This is a genomic window from Arcicella aurantiaca (genome assembly GCF_003148625.1).
In the GTDB taxonomy this organism is placed as follows: Bacteria; Bacteroidota; Bacteroidia; order Cytophagales; family Spirosomataceae; genus Arcicella; species Arcicella aurantiaca.
The window spans coordinates 168,012-184,975 of record NZ_QGGO01000002.1 but is presented as its reverse complement, the minus strand read 5'-3'; the positions used below and the strand labels follow the sequence as shown (position 1 = coordinate 184,975).

Sequence of the window (16,964 nt, the reverse complement as noted above, 5' to 3'; positions counted from 1 at the left end):
GAGAGAAGAGATTTTAACTCAGGCGAGCGTAAACCTTACGGAGAGAGAAGAGAATTTAATAGTGAGCGTCCAGAAAGAAGAGAGTTTAATCGTGATGATAAAAAATCTTTCAACGGAAGAAGAGAAGAAGGTTTTGATAAAAGAAAACCTGTTGCAAAGCGTTTTGATAAAGGAGATTTTAATAAACCTCGCACAAACTCGTATTCTGACAAACCAACGGAAGCAAGAGAAGAAAGAGGCGATAAAAGAACTGGTAAATCTGAGAAAACGTATGGTTCTGCCAAGGCAAATTTTGGTGGGAAAAACCTTTTCAAAGCTCACCGTCCAGTAGAAGAATCTGATAAATGGACTCCTACTTACAAAATCGGAGGATATAAAGATACTGCTCCTAAAAAGGTTCAGAAAAAAATTGAAGAGTCAGAAAGAAAAAGTAACGGAGATGTTCGCTTGAACCGTTACATTGCCAATGCAGGGATTTGTTCTCGTCGTGAAGCTGATGATTTGATTAAAGCTGGAGAGATTAAAGTAAACGGTAAAATTGTTACTGAAATGGGGTATCAGGTTCAACCCGGAGACGTTGTGAAGTACGGAAATCGTAAATTGAGCCGTGAGAAGATGGTTTATGTTTTAGTAAATAAACCAAAAGACTTTATCACGACAACTGAAGACCCAGACGACCGCAAAACGGTTATGGATTTAGTGAAAAACGCTTGTGAAGAACGCATTTATCCAGTAGGTCGTTTAGATAGAAATACAACAGGTTTATTGCTTTTGACAAATGATGGAGAATTGGCAGATAAGTTAACTCACCCATCAAACGAAGTTGAAAAATTATACCAAGTAGAACTTGACAAACCTTTAGCAACTGAACATTTTGACCAAATTTTGAAAGGAATTACCCTTGAGGATGGCGAAATTAAAGCAGATGAATTAGGAATTGTTACGCCAGACGGAATGGTAGTTGGTGTGAAAATTCACTCAGGACGTAACCGTATTGTTAGACGTATTTTTGAATCGTTAGGATACGAAGTTCTTAAACTTGACCGTACCACTTTTGCAGGATTGAACAAAAAAGATCTTCCACGTGGTTCTTGGAGATTCTTGACTGAGAAAGAAGTAGTAAAATTAAAATTCTTTATTTAGGAAAAAGATTTTGATTGTTGGTTTTAGTACACTCAGACAATCGAAATAACTTTACAAAAAAAATAAGCTACTGATTTTCAGTAGCTTATTTTTTTTGTTGATTCTGGAAAATTTATTTTTATCTTGAATTCTTCTTCAATGGCTCTAATAAAATAAACACGATTGGGACTTCTTTTCATCAGACGGTCAAAATATACTTGGGCTGATAAATTCAGTTCTATCATATCTTCTCTATGACCATTTACATATTCTTTTCGCTCACGAGCAAGTTCTAAATCATCTAATTTGAGGAGTTTTATCAAATTTTCAGCTTCTCTATCTCCAATATTAAAATCATAATAGCCGTCTTCATAAATTACTCTTTTTTCAAAATCATCATTCATTGGGCTCAAAATAGGTTGGAATTTTTCCCATTTAGTCGATTTCTCAGAATTCCATTGATGTTTTACTAAAAACCAATTGTGGTATCCGTCTTCGTCAGTTCCTTTCAAATTGGGGTTAAAATGCTCAATATCTCTGGTATCACTTCTTCCAAAAAAGGTTTCAGTATAGACACAAATTTGATTTTGTTCTGTCAAAAGGGTTTCTCTAATTTTTTCGCTATGAGTTCCATATTTCCATTTATTCGATAAAATCAGTGATTCGGTGTTTTTAATTTGTCTTCTCATGCTGGAAAAGTATATTTATTGCCAATCTCTCTTCGCTCGTCCATGTAGGTCTCTTTTTTGTCGATATTTTCTTCTGCTCTAATTAACCTTTTCAATTCTTTATATCTTTCCCAAGCCTTAATCTTCGGGTCGCTCATATATTCTTCTAAATCAAAAATGTCACGAAGCATCGTATCGGAAGATAGAGCTTGAAAATCAATATCCACTTTTTCAACGGTGATTCCTTCTTCAACGGTTCGATTGACTTTTAGTAAAACAGAATTTTCGGGAGCACCCAACAATGGCACAAGGCTATGCGTAGAAGCAATGAATTGTACTTTGGGAAAAATGGACGAAAGCAAAGAGGGGATTTCTCTCTGCATTTTAGGATGCCAATGCAAATCTAATTCATCAATAATCACGATTCCCGCCAATTCAGAAGGCTCGGTAATTTCAGGTTGAGATTTGAACAAACGAATCATCATGTCGCCCACCATTGCCAAGATACTTCTAAAACCAGAAGCTAACTGATTGAAAGTTACACGATTATATTTTGAGCCATTTTCGGTTGGTTCTTTTTCGATGTAAAAAATCTTTCGTTGGGGTACATCTACTTGAATATCAGATAGGTATGGGATTAATTTTAAGAATGTTTGTTTGACCGCATCAAATCTTGGATTTTTTTCCAAATGCCAAATCAATAATTCAAATTCAATATTTAGCAATATTCCATCTGAATTAAAAAGGCTATATGTAGTTGTACTTTTCTTAGCTATATCATTTTGTGTTTGGTCAGTTTGAATTTGTAGGCGTGAGGGACCGTAACAGGCGAGGTGTGATAGAGGGGTAAATATATTCCCTCCCAAGTTATTAATTATGCTTTTACTTAAACTAAAATATTCTATTCCTATAAGATTTTCTTTCAATTCATATTCGGGAATAATTTCCTCAGATTCTCTGACATCAATAAGTGGAAGTGAAATAGCTTTCAATATTGTTGTTTTTCCATAGCTATTTTCTCCAATTAAAAATACCCAACTGGTATCAATCGGTAAGCCTTCAAATCCTGTTTTTTTTACTCCTTCATATTGTTCAATTTTAAGCGATTTTAGTGCATACGGTAGAATTTTGTTTGCATTGGAATAACAATCTTTTGAAATAGATTGAATTAATGAAATTTTAGTTTGAGTTTTTGCGGTATAATGAATTTTTGCATAAAAATGAATTGCCTCCTCTGCAAATTTCTTAACGCTTTCATCTTCTGTGTTAAGCGTATATTTAGGATTGAATAATGCTTGTTTATCATCATATTCTAAAAAAGTGAAATATTTTTCAAAAATAGAATATGCTTTTTCTGCCTCAGAAAGTAGTATTTTGTCTACTTTTTCATCTTCTTCAAGATATTTGTAGGCACTTAACATTGTTTTAACTTCTTCTAATTGAGCATATTCTGTTTTGGGAGAAACTTTATAATGGAAACTATTGTCCTTTTGATATATTCCATCAATGGTAAAAGGTTGTTCTCCAAAACGTTTTTTTGCTTCATTTGTAACGTTTTCAAAACCCGAACTCCATTCCTTTAAAACCTCCCCATCAACCTCCAACAAGCCCTTTATCTCATTAATCCCTTTCCCTTCGTTTTTGAACTTGATAAAAAGATTATGTAAACGTATTTCTTCTGTTTTTGTCATTTGATTATTGCTCATTTACCCCAAAAATAAACAATCCACAAGAAAAACCATGTGGATTGTTTATTTTTATTGATTTTACTTCCAGTTACTAATTTCTAAACGGAAGTATATACTTAATGTCGCAAGTTAAATTTGAGTCGAAAAAACCTCACCCCCAACCCCTCTCCGATGGAGAGGGGAGCATTCGACCCCATTTTTCTCCCCTCTCCATCGGAGAGGGGTTGGGGGTGAGGTTTTGCGACATTAAATACATACTTCCGTTTCTAAATAACCAGTAACCAATACTCATTCCCACCTAACCTTCACAAAAATATCCGTATTTCTCCCCTTATCATCACTACACGAAATCTTGATTTTGCCTGCTTCTGGAACAAAGAAAATGGGCGTGTTGGGCGTTGCTTTTTGTAGTAATTTATCGTTAATATACCAATAAATTTCCTTCACATCGTTTCTGACTTGGGCATTTAGCATTAGTTTTTGCGTGTCATTTTTATCCAAAATATATTCTGAACCATCCACAGGATAGACAATTTGTGGAGCATTTTCTGCAAAAACTCTTTCGCATTTTGGGTTATGCGGAGGTATTCTTTCGTAGAGAATATGCTTGGTTTCAAACCAACTGACCAACTCAGGCGAATGATTTGGATACGTTTTTTTCACGGCACCGCTATCGGGTAAACAGTGCGAACAATAACTCATGCTTGCATCGGCATTTACGTACACATATTTGGCGTGTGTACATAAAGTCATTTTTGAAACACTTGGAATATAATAATCCGTTATTTGATTGACACAGAACTCGTTAGGCACGTCTCCACTTTCCGCACAAACCTTTCTTAAAGCGATGTTTTCGGGTGATTTGAACCATTTTGAGGAAGAATTATAATCAATCGTATTGAAAATATCGAATAATAATGGCGTAGCAATATTGGCTCCCGAAAGTTCTGGAACGCCCTCGCCAGAGAAATTTCCAATCCAAACGCCAACGGTATATTTGGCATTGTAACCAATACTCCAAGCATCTTTTTTACCAAATGATGTTCCTGTTTTCCAAGCAATTTTGGGCATTCTGTATGTGTAAGCGTAGTTGTTGGGTAAATCTGGACGGGTAATTTGGGTTAAGATTTGGTTGATTAAATAGGTAGATTCGGGACTTATTAGTTCTGAATTGTGAGTTGTGAGTTGTGAATGATTGCTATCAATTAAATATATTGATTTTTGAAAATTACCCTCATTAGCAAAACTTGAAAACAAATTTGTCAGCTCTTCCAAAGTCACGCCACAGCCACCCAAAACTAAGGATAATCCTAATTTGGACGAATTCTTTTTCACTGCTTGAAAATCAGCTTTTTTGAGTTTATCTACCAAAACAGGCGTAGAAATTTCTTTCAAGATTTTTACCGCAGGAATGTTTAAAGAATTTGCCAAAGCGTATTCAATCGTTATTTTACCATGAAATAATTTATCGAAATTTTCAGGCTCAAAACCTCCAAAATTCGTTGGAACATCATTAATCATGGTTTTTGGCGTGATAATTCCTTTGTCGAAAGCCGTTGCGTATAAAAGCGGTTTCAGCGTACTTCCTGGTGAACGAATCGCTCGTACACCATCTACTTGTCCGCCGTCCACAGGATTATTAAAATCTGCCGAACCCACATAAGCCTCTACTTGGTGCGTTTGGTTGTTCATTACCATCACCGCAGCGTTGTGAATATTCATGGCATAAAGCCGACTAACATAGTTTTGTACAATTTTCTCAATCGTCAATTGCTTATTCCGAATCAAGGAAGAATGAATATTTGCCTCGGTCGGATACTCGTTTTTTAATCGCAAAGATAGATGCGGAGCAAGTTTGGGAGCTTCGTGTCTTTGAACATTGAGAGGCTCGTTTAAAGCATCGTCAATGTCTTGATTATGAAATACTTCCGAGTCTTTAAATTCATTTAGCCAACGATTTCTTTCCTTCAAAATAAAATCATTATTAATACCCAAACGCAAACTTGATGGGCGATTAGGAATAATTGCCAAAGCCATTACTTCTGCCAAACTCAGTACATCGGGCGACTTCTGAAAGTACAAAACCGAAGCCGATTTGATACCTTCGATATTTGAACCATAAGGCACAAGATTTAAGTAAAGTTGCAGGATTTCATCTTTGGAATAATGTACTTCCAACTGAAAAGCCCGTAGCATTTCAATGATTTTATTGAAATAAGTACGATTTTGAGGATTCAACAAACGTACCACTTGCATCGTGATGGTACTTGCTCCCGAGGTGCGTCTGCCCGTAAATATGTTGCGTACACCTGCTCGTGCAATGGCAAAAGGATTTACTCCAAAATGCCAACGAAACCAACGGTCTTCTTTATATACAATCGCTTTTTCCAAAGTTGGCGTAATCTCCGAAAGCTCCGTTTTCATCCGCCATTTATCCTGATTATTCAAAAAAGCATGAAGAATTTTTCCGTCAGAATCTGTAATTAAAGTAGAATAATTAGGTTGAACTCTAAAAGGAAAAATGAGGTCTAAAACAATGAAAAGCAATAAGCCGTAAGAAATGACTCTCACGGCTTTGTATTGGAAAATTCTTTTTAGGAATGGGATTGTGTTTTGTTTTAGGTTGTTGAGATTCATTTGGTCAATTTCATATTGATTATAATTTGGTGTCATTGCGAGCGTAGCGAAGCAATCTGTTGGATTGATGAAATGGAGCTTGAAAGCCACCGCCCGTAAGCTAACAGATTGCTTCGCTACGCTCGCAATGACAGCAATTCTAACATTTGCAAAAAGCACAATTTTCCGCTGACATCGATTTGCAATCGGTTGTCGCATGGTATTGCGTTTTTAACGCTCCTTACGCCTTCGTTTCTCTCAAATACAACTGCACTGTATTCTCCAGCCCCAAATACAAAGCATCACAAACCAAAGCGTGACCTATGGAGACTTCTAAAAGATTGGGGATATTTTGTTGGAAATAACGCAAATTATCTAAACTTAAATCGTGTCCTGCATTGATGCCCAAACCTAATTCATTGGCTTTTTGAGCGGCTACGATAAAGTCTTTAATCGCCAATTCACGGTTTTTGAAGTAGTTTTCGGCGTAAGGTTCGGTATATAATTCTATTCTGTCTGTTCCTGTTTCTTTTGCACCTTCTACCATGCGTGGGTCGGCATCTACGAAGATTGACGTTCTGATTCCTGCTTCTTTAAATTGAGCAATCAGGTCTTGCAAACGGCTTTTGTGCGTGATGGTGTCCCAACCTGCATTGGAAGTAACTGCTCCCAATGCGTCAGGTACAAGTGTTACTTGTGTTGGGCGATTGGCAAGGACTAATTCCACAAATTTTGCTTCGGTAGGGTTGCCTTCAATGTTAAATTCTGTGGTAACGACTGCCTTCAAATCATACACGTCTTGGTAACGAATATGGCGTTCGTCTGGGCGTGGATGAACCGTTATACCTTCAGCACCGAAACGCTCGCAGTCAAGAGCCACTTTTACAACATTTGGATTATCGCCACCACGTGAGTTACGAAGAGTAGCTATTTTATTAATATTTACGCTAAGTTTTGTCATTTTATATTAGGTGTTAGTGGTTTGGATTTGGGTGTTAGTGAAAATACTCACAACCAATATCCAATAACCAATAACGGTTTTATTATCTTTGTGAACACAGAATAACAATTTGATGTTCTCTGAATGTCCCAAAGTTAAGGGCAAATACAAAACACAGAACGTAAAACTTAGAACTTTTTATAAAATGTCTTTAAAAACTAATATCGACAATAGCATTAAAGATGCTATGCGTGCCAAAGACCAAGACCGTCTTCGTACACTTCGTGCTATCAAATCATTGATTTTATTGGAAGAAACTTCCGCAACAAATACAACAGGAGGAGAATTGTCAGCAGATGTAGAATTGAAACTTTTAACAAAAGCGGCAAAACAACGTAGAGATTCATTAGAAATTTTTATTTCACAAGGACGTGAAGATTTAGCTGAAAAAGAACAAATCGAATTGTCAATCATCGAAGAATTGTTACCAAAACAATTAAGTGAAGATGAATTGAAAGCAAAATTAGAAGAAATCAAAGCTCGTGTTGGTGCTTCTGCTCCGTCGGATATGGGTAAAATGATGGGCGTTGCTACGAAAGAATTAGCTGGTTTAGCTGATGGAAAAGTAGTTTCTGCGATGGTTAAAGCTCTTTTAGCGTAGTTTTTAGTGATGAGAGATGAGTTAAAAGTGATGAGTATTGACTTCATTTTTACTCATTTCTCATCATTTATAATTCATCACCAAGTATTCGTGCAAATTTAGCTTGCGGTTGGAAAGATTATGATTTACAGATGAGTAACGGCTTGTGACTCTAAATCCTAAACCCTAAATCCCAACCCCTATTTACATGAAATTAATCGACATTCTAATCCTTCTTCCAACGCTTTGGGGAGCATTTATTGGTTACCAACGGGGTATCATTATCGAGGTGATTTCTATTGCTGCCTTTGTGCTTTCCGTGATGATTGGTTTCCGTATTTTAGGTTACGCCACCGACTTGATTTCTCCCTTTATTAGCAATCGCCTGACCGAGAAACTCATGCCGTATATTGGTTTCGGGGCGGTATTTTTTCCCATTGTTTTTCTGATTAATAAATTAGGTTGGTTACTTCGTAAATCTATCCGCTATACTGTTTTTGGTAGTTTCGACTCGCTTGCTGGCTCAATTGTGGGAGCATTTACATGGGCGTTTGGGATTAGTATTTTTCTGTGGTTAACTTCATCAATCGGCATAAAACTTCCCCAAAAAGAAACAGAAAACACTTATCTTTATCCAATCGTAAAGCCACTTGCACCCAAAGTTATTGAAAAAGCCATTGACGTTGTACCGAAGCAAATTGATAAATGGCGAGGATAGGCTTCATGGAACGCAGATGCTTTCAGCAACGCAGATTTTTGTAGATTTTTTTGTTCGAGAATAAAATAATTATGCTCAAAAAAGAACGTTACAATTATTTGATACAAAAGTTTCGTCAACCGTCCCTTTAATTTGCGTAAATCTGCGTTGCCGAAGGCATCTGCGTCATCTGCGTGCCATACATTATCTCATGAAAAAACTTTTCACAACCATATTTTTATCCATCACCATTCTCTCAATTCATGCCCAAGAAATCAATTTTGAAAAAGGTTCTTGGCAAGAAACCGTCGCCAAAGCAAAAGCACAAAGCAAACCCATTTTTATTGATTTCTTCACAACTTGGTGTGGACCTTGTAAGCAATTGGAACAAAAGGTTTATTCTAAGCCCGAAGTCATTCAAAAAATGAACGCCAACTTTATCAATTTCAAAATTGATGCAGAAAAAGGTGAAGGACCAGATTTAGCTCGAAAATTTGACGTAAGTGCTTATCCATTTTTAGTTTGGGCAGATAAAAATCAAAATGTTTTATTGACCGATGCAGGTTATATGCCTGTAAATGAATTTCTAAAATCGGTAGATAATGCCTTAAATCAATACCGAGAAGGACGTTTAGAAGATTATGAAACTCAATACAGGGCAGGGAAAAGAGAGGCTAATTTCTTAGTGGATTTCATCAATAAACGTCACGTAATGGTGATGGATAATCGGGAATTGGTAGAACAGTATTTATTGGCAACGCCAGCAACAGACCAAACTTCAGAAAGAACCCTAAAACTACTTTCTCAAAATACATTTACGCTCAATGGTAAAGCCATTGAATTATTACAAAATCAAAATGCTTTCCAAAAATACGGAATCTCAACGCTCGAAACCGTTTCAACAACCATGATGGAGTATTTTCGGAATGCGTTGAGAACGAAAAACTTAGATTTGTTGGAAAGATTGGCAGGTTTAAACCTAAAACTTAATCCCGTTGAAGCAGGACGACAAAACGAGCGTTACCGCATGGAGTTTTATAAATCCACCAATAATACGCCCAAATATTTAGAAACGGCACAGAATTTAGCGGATAAATATTTGATGAATGTTTCGCAAGAAGAACTAAAAAAACAGAATTTGGCTCATTTTCAAGAGTTTATGTTACCGTATCGTACAGGTAAAGACGATTCTGTAAAAATTGGAAAAGTAAGATTTGATGCCATGAAAAAACTGCATAGTCGCTACGCAAGTATTAACTTTGCGTCGGATTTAGATGTTTTGGCGGAGGAGTTTTATAAAAATGTTAGTGACAAAACCATTTTACAGAAAGCAATCGTATGGTCACGAAAAGCTAACGAAATAGATGAAAATCCCGATTATTTGAATACCTATGCACATTTACTCTACAAAATGGGCATCAGGTCAGAAGCCATCACTGCCGAAGAAAAAGCATTGGATTTAGCCAAAAAACGAAAAGGCTTAACTTTTAAATATGAAGAAGCATTGGCGAAGATGAAGGATGGGAAACTTTGAGTTGTTGTCATTGCGAGTGAAACGAAGCAATCTGTCTGACTGATGAAACGAAGTTGAAATGCCTTATCAAAATACTAACAGTTTGCTTCGCTACGCTCGCAATGACAATTTTTAAAATTGATAATCAATCGTATAAGAACATAGAAAACAATAATAAATGAAAATACTAATAACAGGCGGGGCGGGTTTTGTCGGTTCGGCACTTGCCATCAACATTAAAAGTAATTATCCAACTTACGAAGTTATCTGTTTGGATAACCTCAAACGTAAAGGTTCTGAACTCAATTTGCCTCGTTTGGCTAAAGCAGGAGCCGTTTTTGTTCACGGAGATATTCGTAATAAAGAAGATTTTGACGCTCTTCCAAAGGTAGATTTTGTCATTGAAGCATCGGCTGAACCTTCTGTTTTAGCAGGATTAGACGGAACGCCTGACTATTTGATAAATACCAATTTGGTCGGAACAATCAATTGTTTGAACTATACCAAAAAGTGCGGTGCAAGTTTTATTTTCCTATCAACGAGCCGTATTTATCCCATCAAAGCCATTGAAAAACTGAATTACGAAGAGCAAGAAACTCGTTTTGCTTTGACGGATAATCAACCCGTTAGAGGTGTTTCTGCCAAAGGAATTGCAGAAGATTTCCCATTAGACGGAGCAAGGTCTTTATACGGAGCCACAAAATTGGCGTCTGAGCTAATGATTCACGAATACAACGAATTTTACGGAATGAAAACCGTAATTAACCGTTGTGGCGTTTTGACTGGACCTTGGCAAATGGGTAAAATCGACCAAGGTGTAATGGTGCTTTGGGTAGCAAAACATTATTGGGAACAGAAATTGGCATACATCGGATACGGTGGGTCGGGCAGACAAACTCGTGATATGCTACACGTGAAAGATTTATATAAACTTGTTGATTTTCAGTTACATAATATTGATAAAGTAAACGGAGAAATCTTGAACGTTGGCGGTGGTGTAGAAGTAAGTGCTTCGTTGCAAGAATTGACCAAAATTTGTCAAGAAGTAACAGGAAAGACTATTCCAATTACACCCGTTACCGAAAATCGTGCGGCGGATATTCCTTTGTACGTAACGGATAATTCAAAAGTAACGGCTTTGACAGGCTGGAAACCTGAGATTTCGATGAAACAAATCGTGCAAGAAATCACGGATTGGATTGCTGAAAATGAAGAATCTTTAGCTTATGTTTTGAAGTAAGAGAGCTTTTTTTATGAGTTTATGAGTTTAAAGTTTATGAGTGAATAGGTTTATGAGTTTAAAGTTTATGAGTGAATAGGTTTATGAGTTTAAAGTTTATGAGTGAATAGGTTTATGAGTTTAAAGTTTATGAGTGAATAGGTTTATGAGTTTAAAGTTTATGAGTGAATAGGTTTATGAGTTTAAAGTTTATGAGTGAATAGGTTTATGAGTTACCGTAACTTTACTCATAAACTCATGAACCCTTAACTCATATACTCATAAACTATCACAACTTTTAATTAATTGACAATCAGTCAAGTAGCGTAATAAATAATTTCCTATATTCGTTAAATGTTTTCAAGTTCAACAGATTCGTCAAACTGACCCTCCAAACGATATGAAAAAACTATTACTACTTTTCTTATTGATACCTTTTTTATCTACTGCTCAAATTCAAGTCAGTACGAGTTTTAGCTATGCCGTTGAAAAAGGTTTTGGGCATGAAGCTAATTTTGCGGGTTCGGGCTTTGAATTGAGTTTAAGAAAACATCTTTCTGATAAATTCAGAACAACTGCAACAACGGGAGCTTACGATATGCGTTTGGCTTTGGTGGCAGTTTCTAATTACGATTATTCTTCAAAAGTGTTTGGGTATTCTTACAAAACCGTTGTGCCGTTGACGGTAGGAGGGGAGTATTATCTTTTAAGCAAAACCTTAGTAAAACCCTTTTTAGGACTTGAAACGGGAGCTTTTTATACAAAATACGATTCTCAAATCAATGAAGTTTATCGTAATTATGTACCACCATTGGAAACAGGTTCGAGATTGAATTGGGGATTTTCTCCAAGTTTTGGCATTCATTTACAAGAATATGCCGACCGTTTGGGCATTTTCGTAAAAGTAAAATATACAGGAATTACGTATTCCGAAGGCTACAATAATTTAGTGAGTTTAAATGCAGGAATTACGTTCAAATTTGGCAAGAAAATCCTCTGGAAACCACCCGTTATTGAAGTTCCAGAAAGCACTCCTTATTATGAGAAAAAGTAGTTTGTAACATCGGACAGCCTTGTCCGATGAATAAGTAATTTCAAATTAAATAATACCAATCCATCACCTCATCGGGTTGAATTTTTATTACGTTGCTCAAAACCAATAAAACCAAAGTTCTGGAAGCCAACCAAAGAGGAATTTTAGCAATTTCTGAAAATTTCTCAATCGTAATTTTCTTGTTTTCAGCTAAATATTCCATCAAAATTTTCTCTTTATCTCCGTAAGTAAACTTAATTCCTTCCTCATTTTCACGGCGTAAAATTTGTCTAACTTCACGGCTTGCTTGTACAGAACGGTCGTTGACACGTACATAAGCTTTGCCTTTTTCTTCATTTTCGAGTTGAACAAAATGCGGTTTCTCGGTACTTTTCGGAATTGAAAATATCAATACGTCCCGTTCGTCAGTAACCGAAACCCTTTCTATTTCATAATGTAAAGCAGGGAAACAGTTGCGTTCAATGGCACGTACTAAAATGTATTCTTCTTCATCGACAAATTTTAAACCTGGAATAGTCTTGTCATCGCCAACACCTACCAAAAGTTTTCCACCTTTGGTATTGGCAAATGCAACAATTTCACGGACGATTTTTTCGGGATGATTGGCTTTTAATTTAAATTCGAGGGTTGAGTTTTCTCCCTGCCGAACCAGATTTTTTAAATCCTTCAAATTCATGTCCGAAATACGGCTATGGCTTTCTGACTTTTCGAAAAAGGCTGCAAGTCCTTGATTCATAATTGTTTATGATTTAGGTATGCTTGTAAATAATGCAAGGATATATTTAAAGATAATAAATAATTATTTACAAAAACCTATACTATTATCAAATAATTTTCTTTTAAGACTACTAATACAATAGACTTTATCTATCTTTGTAGAAAAATTTAACTCGAAATATAGAAAGTATGTTTCGAAATGCGAAGATAAATACTTCGTTTGGCATTCATTCTCAATAAATATGCAAGCGTTAATCGAAAAATTAGATAATCTTTCATTGGAGGATGGTCTAAAATACATCACTGAAAACTACAAAAATGTAGTCTTTTCAACATCTTTCGGACAAGAAGACCAAGTAATCACAGATGCCGTTTTTCGTAATGATTTGAATATCAAAGTTTTTACTTTGGATACAGGTCGTCTCTTTCAAGAAACTTACGAATTGATGGATTCTACCAAAACGAAATATAAAAAAGAGTTTGAAACATACTTCCCAAATACTGCAAGAGTAGAAGCGTTGGTAAAGGAAAAAGGTTTCAATAGTTTTTATTTTTCTGTTGAAAATCGTAAAGAATGTTGCTTTATCCGTAAAATAGAACCGTTAAAAAGAGCTTTGACAGGTGCTGAAATCTGGATTACAGGTTTGCGTTCTGAGCAATCAGAAAACCGTGCCGATATGAAAATTGTAGAGTGGGACGAAGGCAATAAAGTAATCAAATACAACCCATTAATTCATTGGACTTACGAACAAGTGCTTGATTATTTGAAAGCCAATCGAGTACCAGACAATCCGCTTCACCGTAAAGGATTTATCTCAATCGGTTGTTTACCTTGTACACGTGCCATTCAAGAAGGAGAAAATCCAAGAGCAGGACGTTGGTCGTGGGAAGCCTCACAAAAAGAATGTGGCTTACATAGTTGATAGAGAATAATTAATAGAGAATAGTTGATAATTTTGTTAGAATTATCAACGCTTAATATTTAATAATCAATGTACAATATTGAAGAAAAAGAATCTGTAATGAAATTTATGTGCTTCTTGATACTTAATAATTAGTACATAATACATACAATACCATATTATGAATTCTGAAATTCCAAAGCACGGATATTTTCCACGTGAACTTGAAGACGAAGCCATCTATATCATGCGTGAAGTAGTGGCACAGTTTGAGAAACCCGCTTTACTTTTCTCAGGAGGTAAAGATTCTATCACACTTGTACGTTTGGCTCAAAAAGCATTTTATCCAGGAAAAATCCCATTTCCATTGGTTCATGTAGATACAGGTCATAACTTCCCAGAAACCATTGAATTCCGTGATTGGCTTGCCAAAGAAACTGGAGCAGAATTAATTGTACGTTATGTGCAGGATTCTATCAATCAAGGAAAAGTTAAGGAAGAAACAGGTAAATATGCTTCAAGAAATGCTCTTCAAACGGTAACACTTTTAGATGCTATCGAAGAATTCAAATTTGATGCGTGTATCGGTGGTGCAAGACGTGACGAAGAAAAAGCTCGTGCCAAAGAACGTATTTTCTCAGTTCGTGATGACTTTGGTCAATGGGATGCAAAACGCCAACGTCCAGAATTATTCGATATGTTGAATGGTCGTATTTCGATTGGTGAAAATGTTCGTGTTTTCCCAATTTCAAACTGGACAGAATTAGACGTTTGGAATTATATCAAAGAAGAGAAAATGGCGATTCCGTCAATTTATTATTCTCACCAACGTCAAGTAATTGAACGTGACGGTATGCTTTGGGCTGATTCTGAACACCTTAATAAAGATGCAGACGAAATTCCTTTCGAAGCAACGGTTCGTTTCCGTACCGTTGGCGATATGACTTGTACGGCTGCCGTAGCTTCAGAAGCAGTTGAATTAGATGATATTATCGGTGAAATTCTTTCTGCCGAAATCTCAGAACGTGGTGCCAGAATCGACGATAAACGCTCGGAAGCTGCCATGGAAAAACGTAAACAACAAGGATATTTTTGATTTCGGATTTTCGATTTCGGATTTTCGATTTACTGAAATCCGAAATCGAAAATCGAAAATCCACAATCAATAAAATGGATATACTCAGAATTGCAACCGCTGGTTCGGTAGATGATGGCAAAAGCACATTAATCGGACGACTTTTATACGAAACAAAGTCAATCACTAAAGATAAAATTGAAGCATTAGAATCTGCTTCAAAACGTAAAGGCTTAGATTTTCTTGACCTTTCTTTGTTAACTGACGGACTTATCGCCGAACGTGAACAAGGTATCACGATTGACGTAGCTAATATTTATTTCTCAACGCCACAACGCAAATACATCATTGCGGATACGCCAGGTCACTTTGAATACACTCGTAACATGGTTACGGGAGCATCAAATACCAAAGTTTCCATGATTTTGATTGACGCTCGTAACGGAGTTTTGGAACAAACTTACCGCCACTTTTTCATTGCATCCATGTTACGGATTCCGAAAGTAATCGTGTGTGTGAATAAAATGGATTTAGTGGGATATTCAGAAGAGAAATTCAACGCAATTAAAGCTGATATTCAAGCCATTGCCGATAAAGTTTCTTTTGATGAACAAGAAATTACCTTTATCCCAATGTCGTCTTTATACGGACAAAACATTTCGATTCAAGCAACTGAAATGCCTTGGTATAGTGGTCAGCCTTTATTGGCAGAATTAGAATCGACTTCTTTTGACGAAATCAAAAAGCCTGCTCGTTTCCCTGTTCAATTTGTGGTTAGACCAAAAACAGAAGAATTCCACGATTATAGAGGTTATGCAGGAAAAATTGCTTCGGGTTCATTCTCAGTTGGCGAAGAAGTAACGGTTTTACCAACGGGACAAACGTCTAAAATTGCCACCATCGAGAAATTCGGAACACAATTATCATCAGCAGGAGCGAAGGAGTCAGTAGTGATTACTTTGGAAACTGACGTGGACGTTTCTCGTGGAAATATGTTGGTAAAAGCACACAATCAGCCAAGCCAATTGAAAGAAATCGCTGCAAGAATTTGCTGGATGGATTCACAAGCTTTGGTTTCTGGTAAAACTTATATGCTTCAACACGGAATTAACGATTCAAAGGCGAAAGTTGTTTCTTTGAGTTCAAAGATTGACGTAGTAAATCAACAAACCATTGAATCAGGCGTTTCAGAATTGAAATTGAACGAAATTGGGGATATTATTATCAAAACAGCCAAACCAATTTTTGCTGATAAATATGAAGATAACCCTGCCAACGGAGCATTTATTTTAATAGATGACCAGACTAATTCAACGGTTGGCGTTGGGTTTGTTTTGTAGGAAGGAATCCTAAAATTATTATATTTGTTATAGAATCACTCTTTCATTGATTTGGGAGAGTGATTTTGTTTACTAAAACTTTGTAAAAGATGACACGTACAAGTATAACTCCTCTCCAAACAGACATTTTATTGTCAATCCCACAAAAATATATTGGAAAGAAAATAGAGGTTCTTCTTTATGCTGTTGATGAAATTGTGGAAGAATTACCGAAAAAAGTTACTATGGCTGATTTTTGGGGTAAACTTTCAGATGAATCTGCTAAAAAACTTCATGAGACTACACAAATAATGAGAGAAGAATGGGAAAGAGATATTTAATAGATACCAATGCTGTGATTGACTTCTGTAATGGAAAAATGCCTGAAAATGGGAGAAATCTATTGTTAGGAATTAATCCTGAAATATCAATTGTTACCAATATTGAGTTGTTTGCCACTAAAAATATTTCTTCTCAAGAATACGAGTTATTAGAAAGATTTGTAGCATTTTCAACTGTACATGATGCTAATAAAAGCCTAATTGATAAGACGATAGATATTCGTCAAAACTATAAAATTAAACTTCCTGATGCACTTATAGCCGCTACGGCATTAGTCAATAATTTGACCTTAATTTCCAGAAATACGAAAGATTTTGAAGGAATTGAGGGTTTGGCGTTTATCAATCCTTATGATTTTACATCTTAATTTATTAGAAGATATTCATCTGTCATTTCAACCAATCCATCCACTCTTTTGTCTTTATAATCTTTAAATTTCTTGTACAAAAACG

At 36.0% G+C, this 16,964-nt stretch carries 16 protein-coding genes; 11 read left to right on the top strand and 5 right to left on the bottom strand.

What is annotated here, in order from left to right; all coding sequences use genetic code 11:
- Positions 1-1,143 (top strand): pseudouridine synthase (locus LV89_RS02460; RefSeq protein ID WP_109741272.1); only part of this gene is annotated, 1,143 nt, incomplete at its 5' end.
- A gap of 77 nt (positions 1,144-1,220) precedes the next feature.
- Here LV89_RS02460 and LV89_RS02455 read toward each other — a convergent pair.
- The 4 genes from LV89_RS02455 to LV89_RS02440 form a co-directional block, all read right to left on the bottom strand.
- Positions 1,221-1,811, bottom strand: coding sequence for a hypothetical protein (locus LV89_RS02455; RefSeq protein WP_109741271.1), 591 nt, complete (start codon positions 1,809-1,811; stop codon positions 1,221-1,223).
- On the bottom strand, positions 1,808-3,481 hold the full coding sequence (locus tag LV89_RS02450) for an AAA family ATPase (protein WP_158279491.1): 1,674 nt from the start codon (positions 3,479-3,481) through the stop codon (positions 1,808-1,810). The genes LV89_RS02455 and LV89_RS02450 overlap by 4 nt, the downstream gene beginning before the upstream one ends.
- A gap of 285 nt (positions 3,482-3,766) precedes the next feature.
- On the bottom strand, positions 3,767-6,313 hold the full coding sequence (gene pbpC / locus LV89_RS02445) for a penicillin-binding protein 1C (RefSeq protein WP_229201461.1): 2,547 nt from the start codon (positions 6,311-6,313) through the stop codon (positions 3,767-3,769).
- 22 nt (positions 6,314-6,335) lie between these two features.
- Positions 6,336-7,055 carry a pyridoxine 5'-phosphate synthase gene (locus tag LV89_RS02440; protein WP_109741269.1) on the bottom strand — a complete coding sequence of 240 codons (720 nt, stop codon included), beginning with the start codon at positions 7,053-7,055 and terminating at the stop codon, positions 6,336-6,338.
- A gap of 184 nt (positions 7,056-7,239) precedes the next feature.
- Here LV89_RS02440 and LV89_RS02435 point away from each other — a divergent pair, with 184 nt between their 5' ends.
- The 5 genes from LV89_RS02435 (at position 7,240) to LV89_RS02415 (ending at position 12,157) form a co-directional block, all read left to right on the top strand.
- Entirely contained in the window at positions 7,240-7,695 is a 456-nt protein-coding gene (locus tag LV89_RS02435) for a GatB/YqeY domain-containing protein (RefSeq protein WP_109741420.1), read from the top strand.
- Positions 7,696-7,882: 187 nt separating this feature from the next.
- The gene (locus LV89_RS02430; protein ID WP_109741268.1) at positions 7,883-8,392 is read left to right on the top strand and encodes a CvpA family protein; all 510 of its coding nucleotides are present in this window, start codon (positions 7,883-7,885) and stop codon (positions 8,390-8,392) included.
- Between the two features lie 190 nt (positions 8,393-8,582).
- Positions 8,583-9,905 (top strand): thioredoxin family protein, encoded by a 1,323-nt coding sequence (locus tag LV89_RS02425; RefSeq protein WP_109741267.1) that lies wholly within the window; start codon positions 8,583-8,585, stop codon positions 9,903-9,905.
- 157 nt (positions 9,906-10,062) lie between these two features.
- Positions 10,063-11,124 carry an NAD-dependent epimerase/dehydratase family protein gene (locus LV89_RS02420; RefSeq protein ID WP_109741266.1) on the top strand — a complete coding sequence of 354 codons (1,062 nt, stop codon included), beginning with the start codon at positions 10,063-10,065 and terminating at the stop codon, positions 11,122-11,124.
- Between the two features lie 379 nt (positions 11,125-11,503).
- On the top strand, positions 11,504-12,157 hold the full coding sequence (locus LV89_RS02415) for a hypothetical protein (RefSeq protein ID WP_109741265.1): 654 nt from the start codon (positions 11,504-11,506) through the stop codon (positions 12,155-12,157).
- A gap of 40 nt (positions 12,158-12,197) precedes the next feature.
- Here LV89_RS02415 and LV89_RS02410 read toward each other — a convergent pair whose 3' ends face one another.
- Complete coding sequence (locus LV89_RS02410) at positions 12,198-12,893, bottom strand: AlbA family DNA-binding domain-containing protein (protein ID WP_229201460.1); 696 nt, start codon at positions 12,891-12,893, stop codon at positions 12,198-12,200.
- Between the two features lie 223 nt (positions 12,894-13,116).
- Between LV89_RS02410 and LV89_RS02405 the strand changes: the two genes are divergently transcribed.
- From LV89_RS02405 to LV89_RS02385, 5 genes are all read left to right on the top strand, one after another.
- On the top strand, positions 13,117-13,797 hold the full coding sequence (locus LV89_RS02405; protein ID WP_109741264.1) for a phosphoadenylyl-sulfate reductase: 681 nt from the start codon (positions 13,117-13,119) through the stop codon (positions 13,795-13,797).
- Positions 13,798-13,957: 160 nt separating this feature from the next.
- Positions 13,958-14,872 (top strand): sulfate adenylyltransferase subunit CysD, encoded by a 915-nt coding sequence (gene cysD, locus LV89_RS02400; RefSeq protein ID WP_109741263.1) that lies wholly within the window; start codon positions 13,958-13,960, stop codon positions 14,870-14,872.
- 74 nt (positions 14,873-14,946) lie between these two features.
- Complete coding sequence (locus tag LV89_RS02395; protein WP_109741262.1) at positions 14,947-16,191, top strand: sulfate adenylyltransferase subunit 1; 1,245 nt, start codon at positions 14,947-14,949, stop codon at positions 16,189-16,191.
- An 89-nt stretch (positions 16,192-16,280) separates the two neighbouring features.
- Positions 16,281-16,511, top strand: coding sequence for a hypothetical protein (locus LV89_RS02390; RefSeq protein WP_109741261.1), 231 nt, complete (start codon positions 16,281-16,283; stop codon positions 16,509-16,511).
- Positions 16,493-16,879, top strand: a complete 387-nt coding sequence (locus tag LV89_RS02385) for a type II toxin-antitoxin system VapC family toxin (RefSeq protein ID WP_109741260.1) — start codon at positions 16,493-16,495, stop codon at positions 16,877-16,879. Before LV89_RS02390 ends, LV89_RS02385 begins: the two co-directional genes overlap by 19 nt.
- Positions 16,880-16,964 lie beyond the last annotated feature (85 nt).

Coding starts and splice junctions, on each gene's coding strand:
- LV89_RS02455 (WP_109741271.1), bottom strand. CDS start 1,811: ATGAGAAGACAAATTAAAAACACCGAATCACTGATTTTATCGAATAAA.
- LV89_RS02450 (WP_158279491.1), bottom strand. CDS start 3,481: ATGACAAAAACAGAAGAAATACGTTTACATAATCTTTTTATCAAGTTC.
- pbpC (WP_229201461.1), bottom strand. CDS start 6,313: ATGCGACAACCGATTGCAAATCGATGTCAGCGGAAAATTGTGCTTTTT.
- LV89_RS02440 (WP_109741269.1), bottom strand. CDS start 7,055: ATGACAAAACTTAGCGTAAATATTAATAAAATAGCTACTCTTCGTAAC.
- LV89_RS02435 (WP_109741420.1), top strand. CDS start 7,240: ATGTCTTTAAAAACTAATATCGACAATAGCATTAAAGATGCTATGCGT.
- LV89_RS02430 (WP_109741268.1), top strand. CDS start 7,883: ATGAAATTAATCGACATTCTAATCCTTCTTCCAACGCTTTGGGGAGCA.
- LV89_RS02425 (WP_109741267.1), top strand. CDS start 8,583: ATGAAAAAACTTTTCACAACCATATTTTTATCCATCACCATTCTCTCA.
- LV89_RS02420 (WP_109741266.1), top strand. CDS start 10,063: ATGAAAATACTAATAACAGGCGGGGCGGGTTTTGTCGGTTCGGCACTT.
- LV89_RS02415 (WP_109741265.1), top strand. CDS start 11,504: ATGAAAAAACTATTACTACTTTTCTTATTGATACCTTTTTTATCTACT.
- LV89_RS02410 (WP_229201460.1), bottom strand. CDS start 12,893: ATGAATCAAGGACTTGCAGCCTTTTTCGAAAAGTCAGAAAGCCATAGC.
- LV89_RS02405 (WP_109741264.1), top strand. CDS start 13,117: ATGCAAGCGTTAATCGAAAAATTAGATAATCTTTCATTGGAGGATGGT.
- cysD (WP_109741263.1), top strand. CDS start 13,958: ATGAATTCTGAAATTCCAAAGCACGGATATTTTCCACGTGAACTTGAA.
- LV89_RS02395 (WP_109741262.1), top strand. CDS start 14,947: ATGGATATACTCAGAATTGCAACCGCTGGTTCGGTAGATGATGGCAAA.
- LV89_RS02390 (WP_109741261.1), top strand. CDS start 16,281: ATGACACGTACAAGTATAACTCCTCTCCAAACAGACATTTTATTGTCA.
- LV89_RS02385 (WP_109741260.1), top strand. CDS start 16,493: ATGGGAAAGAGATATTTAATAGATACCAATGCTGTGATTGACTTCTGT.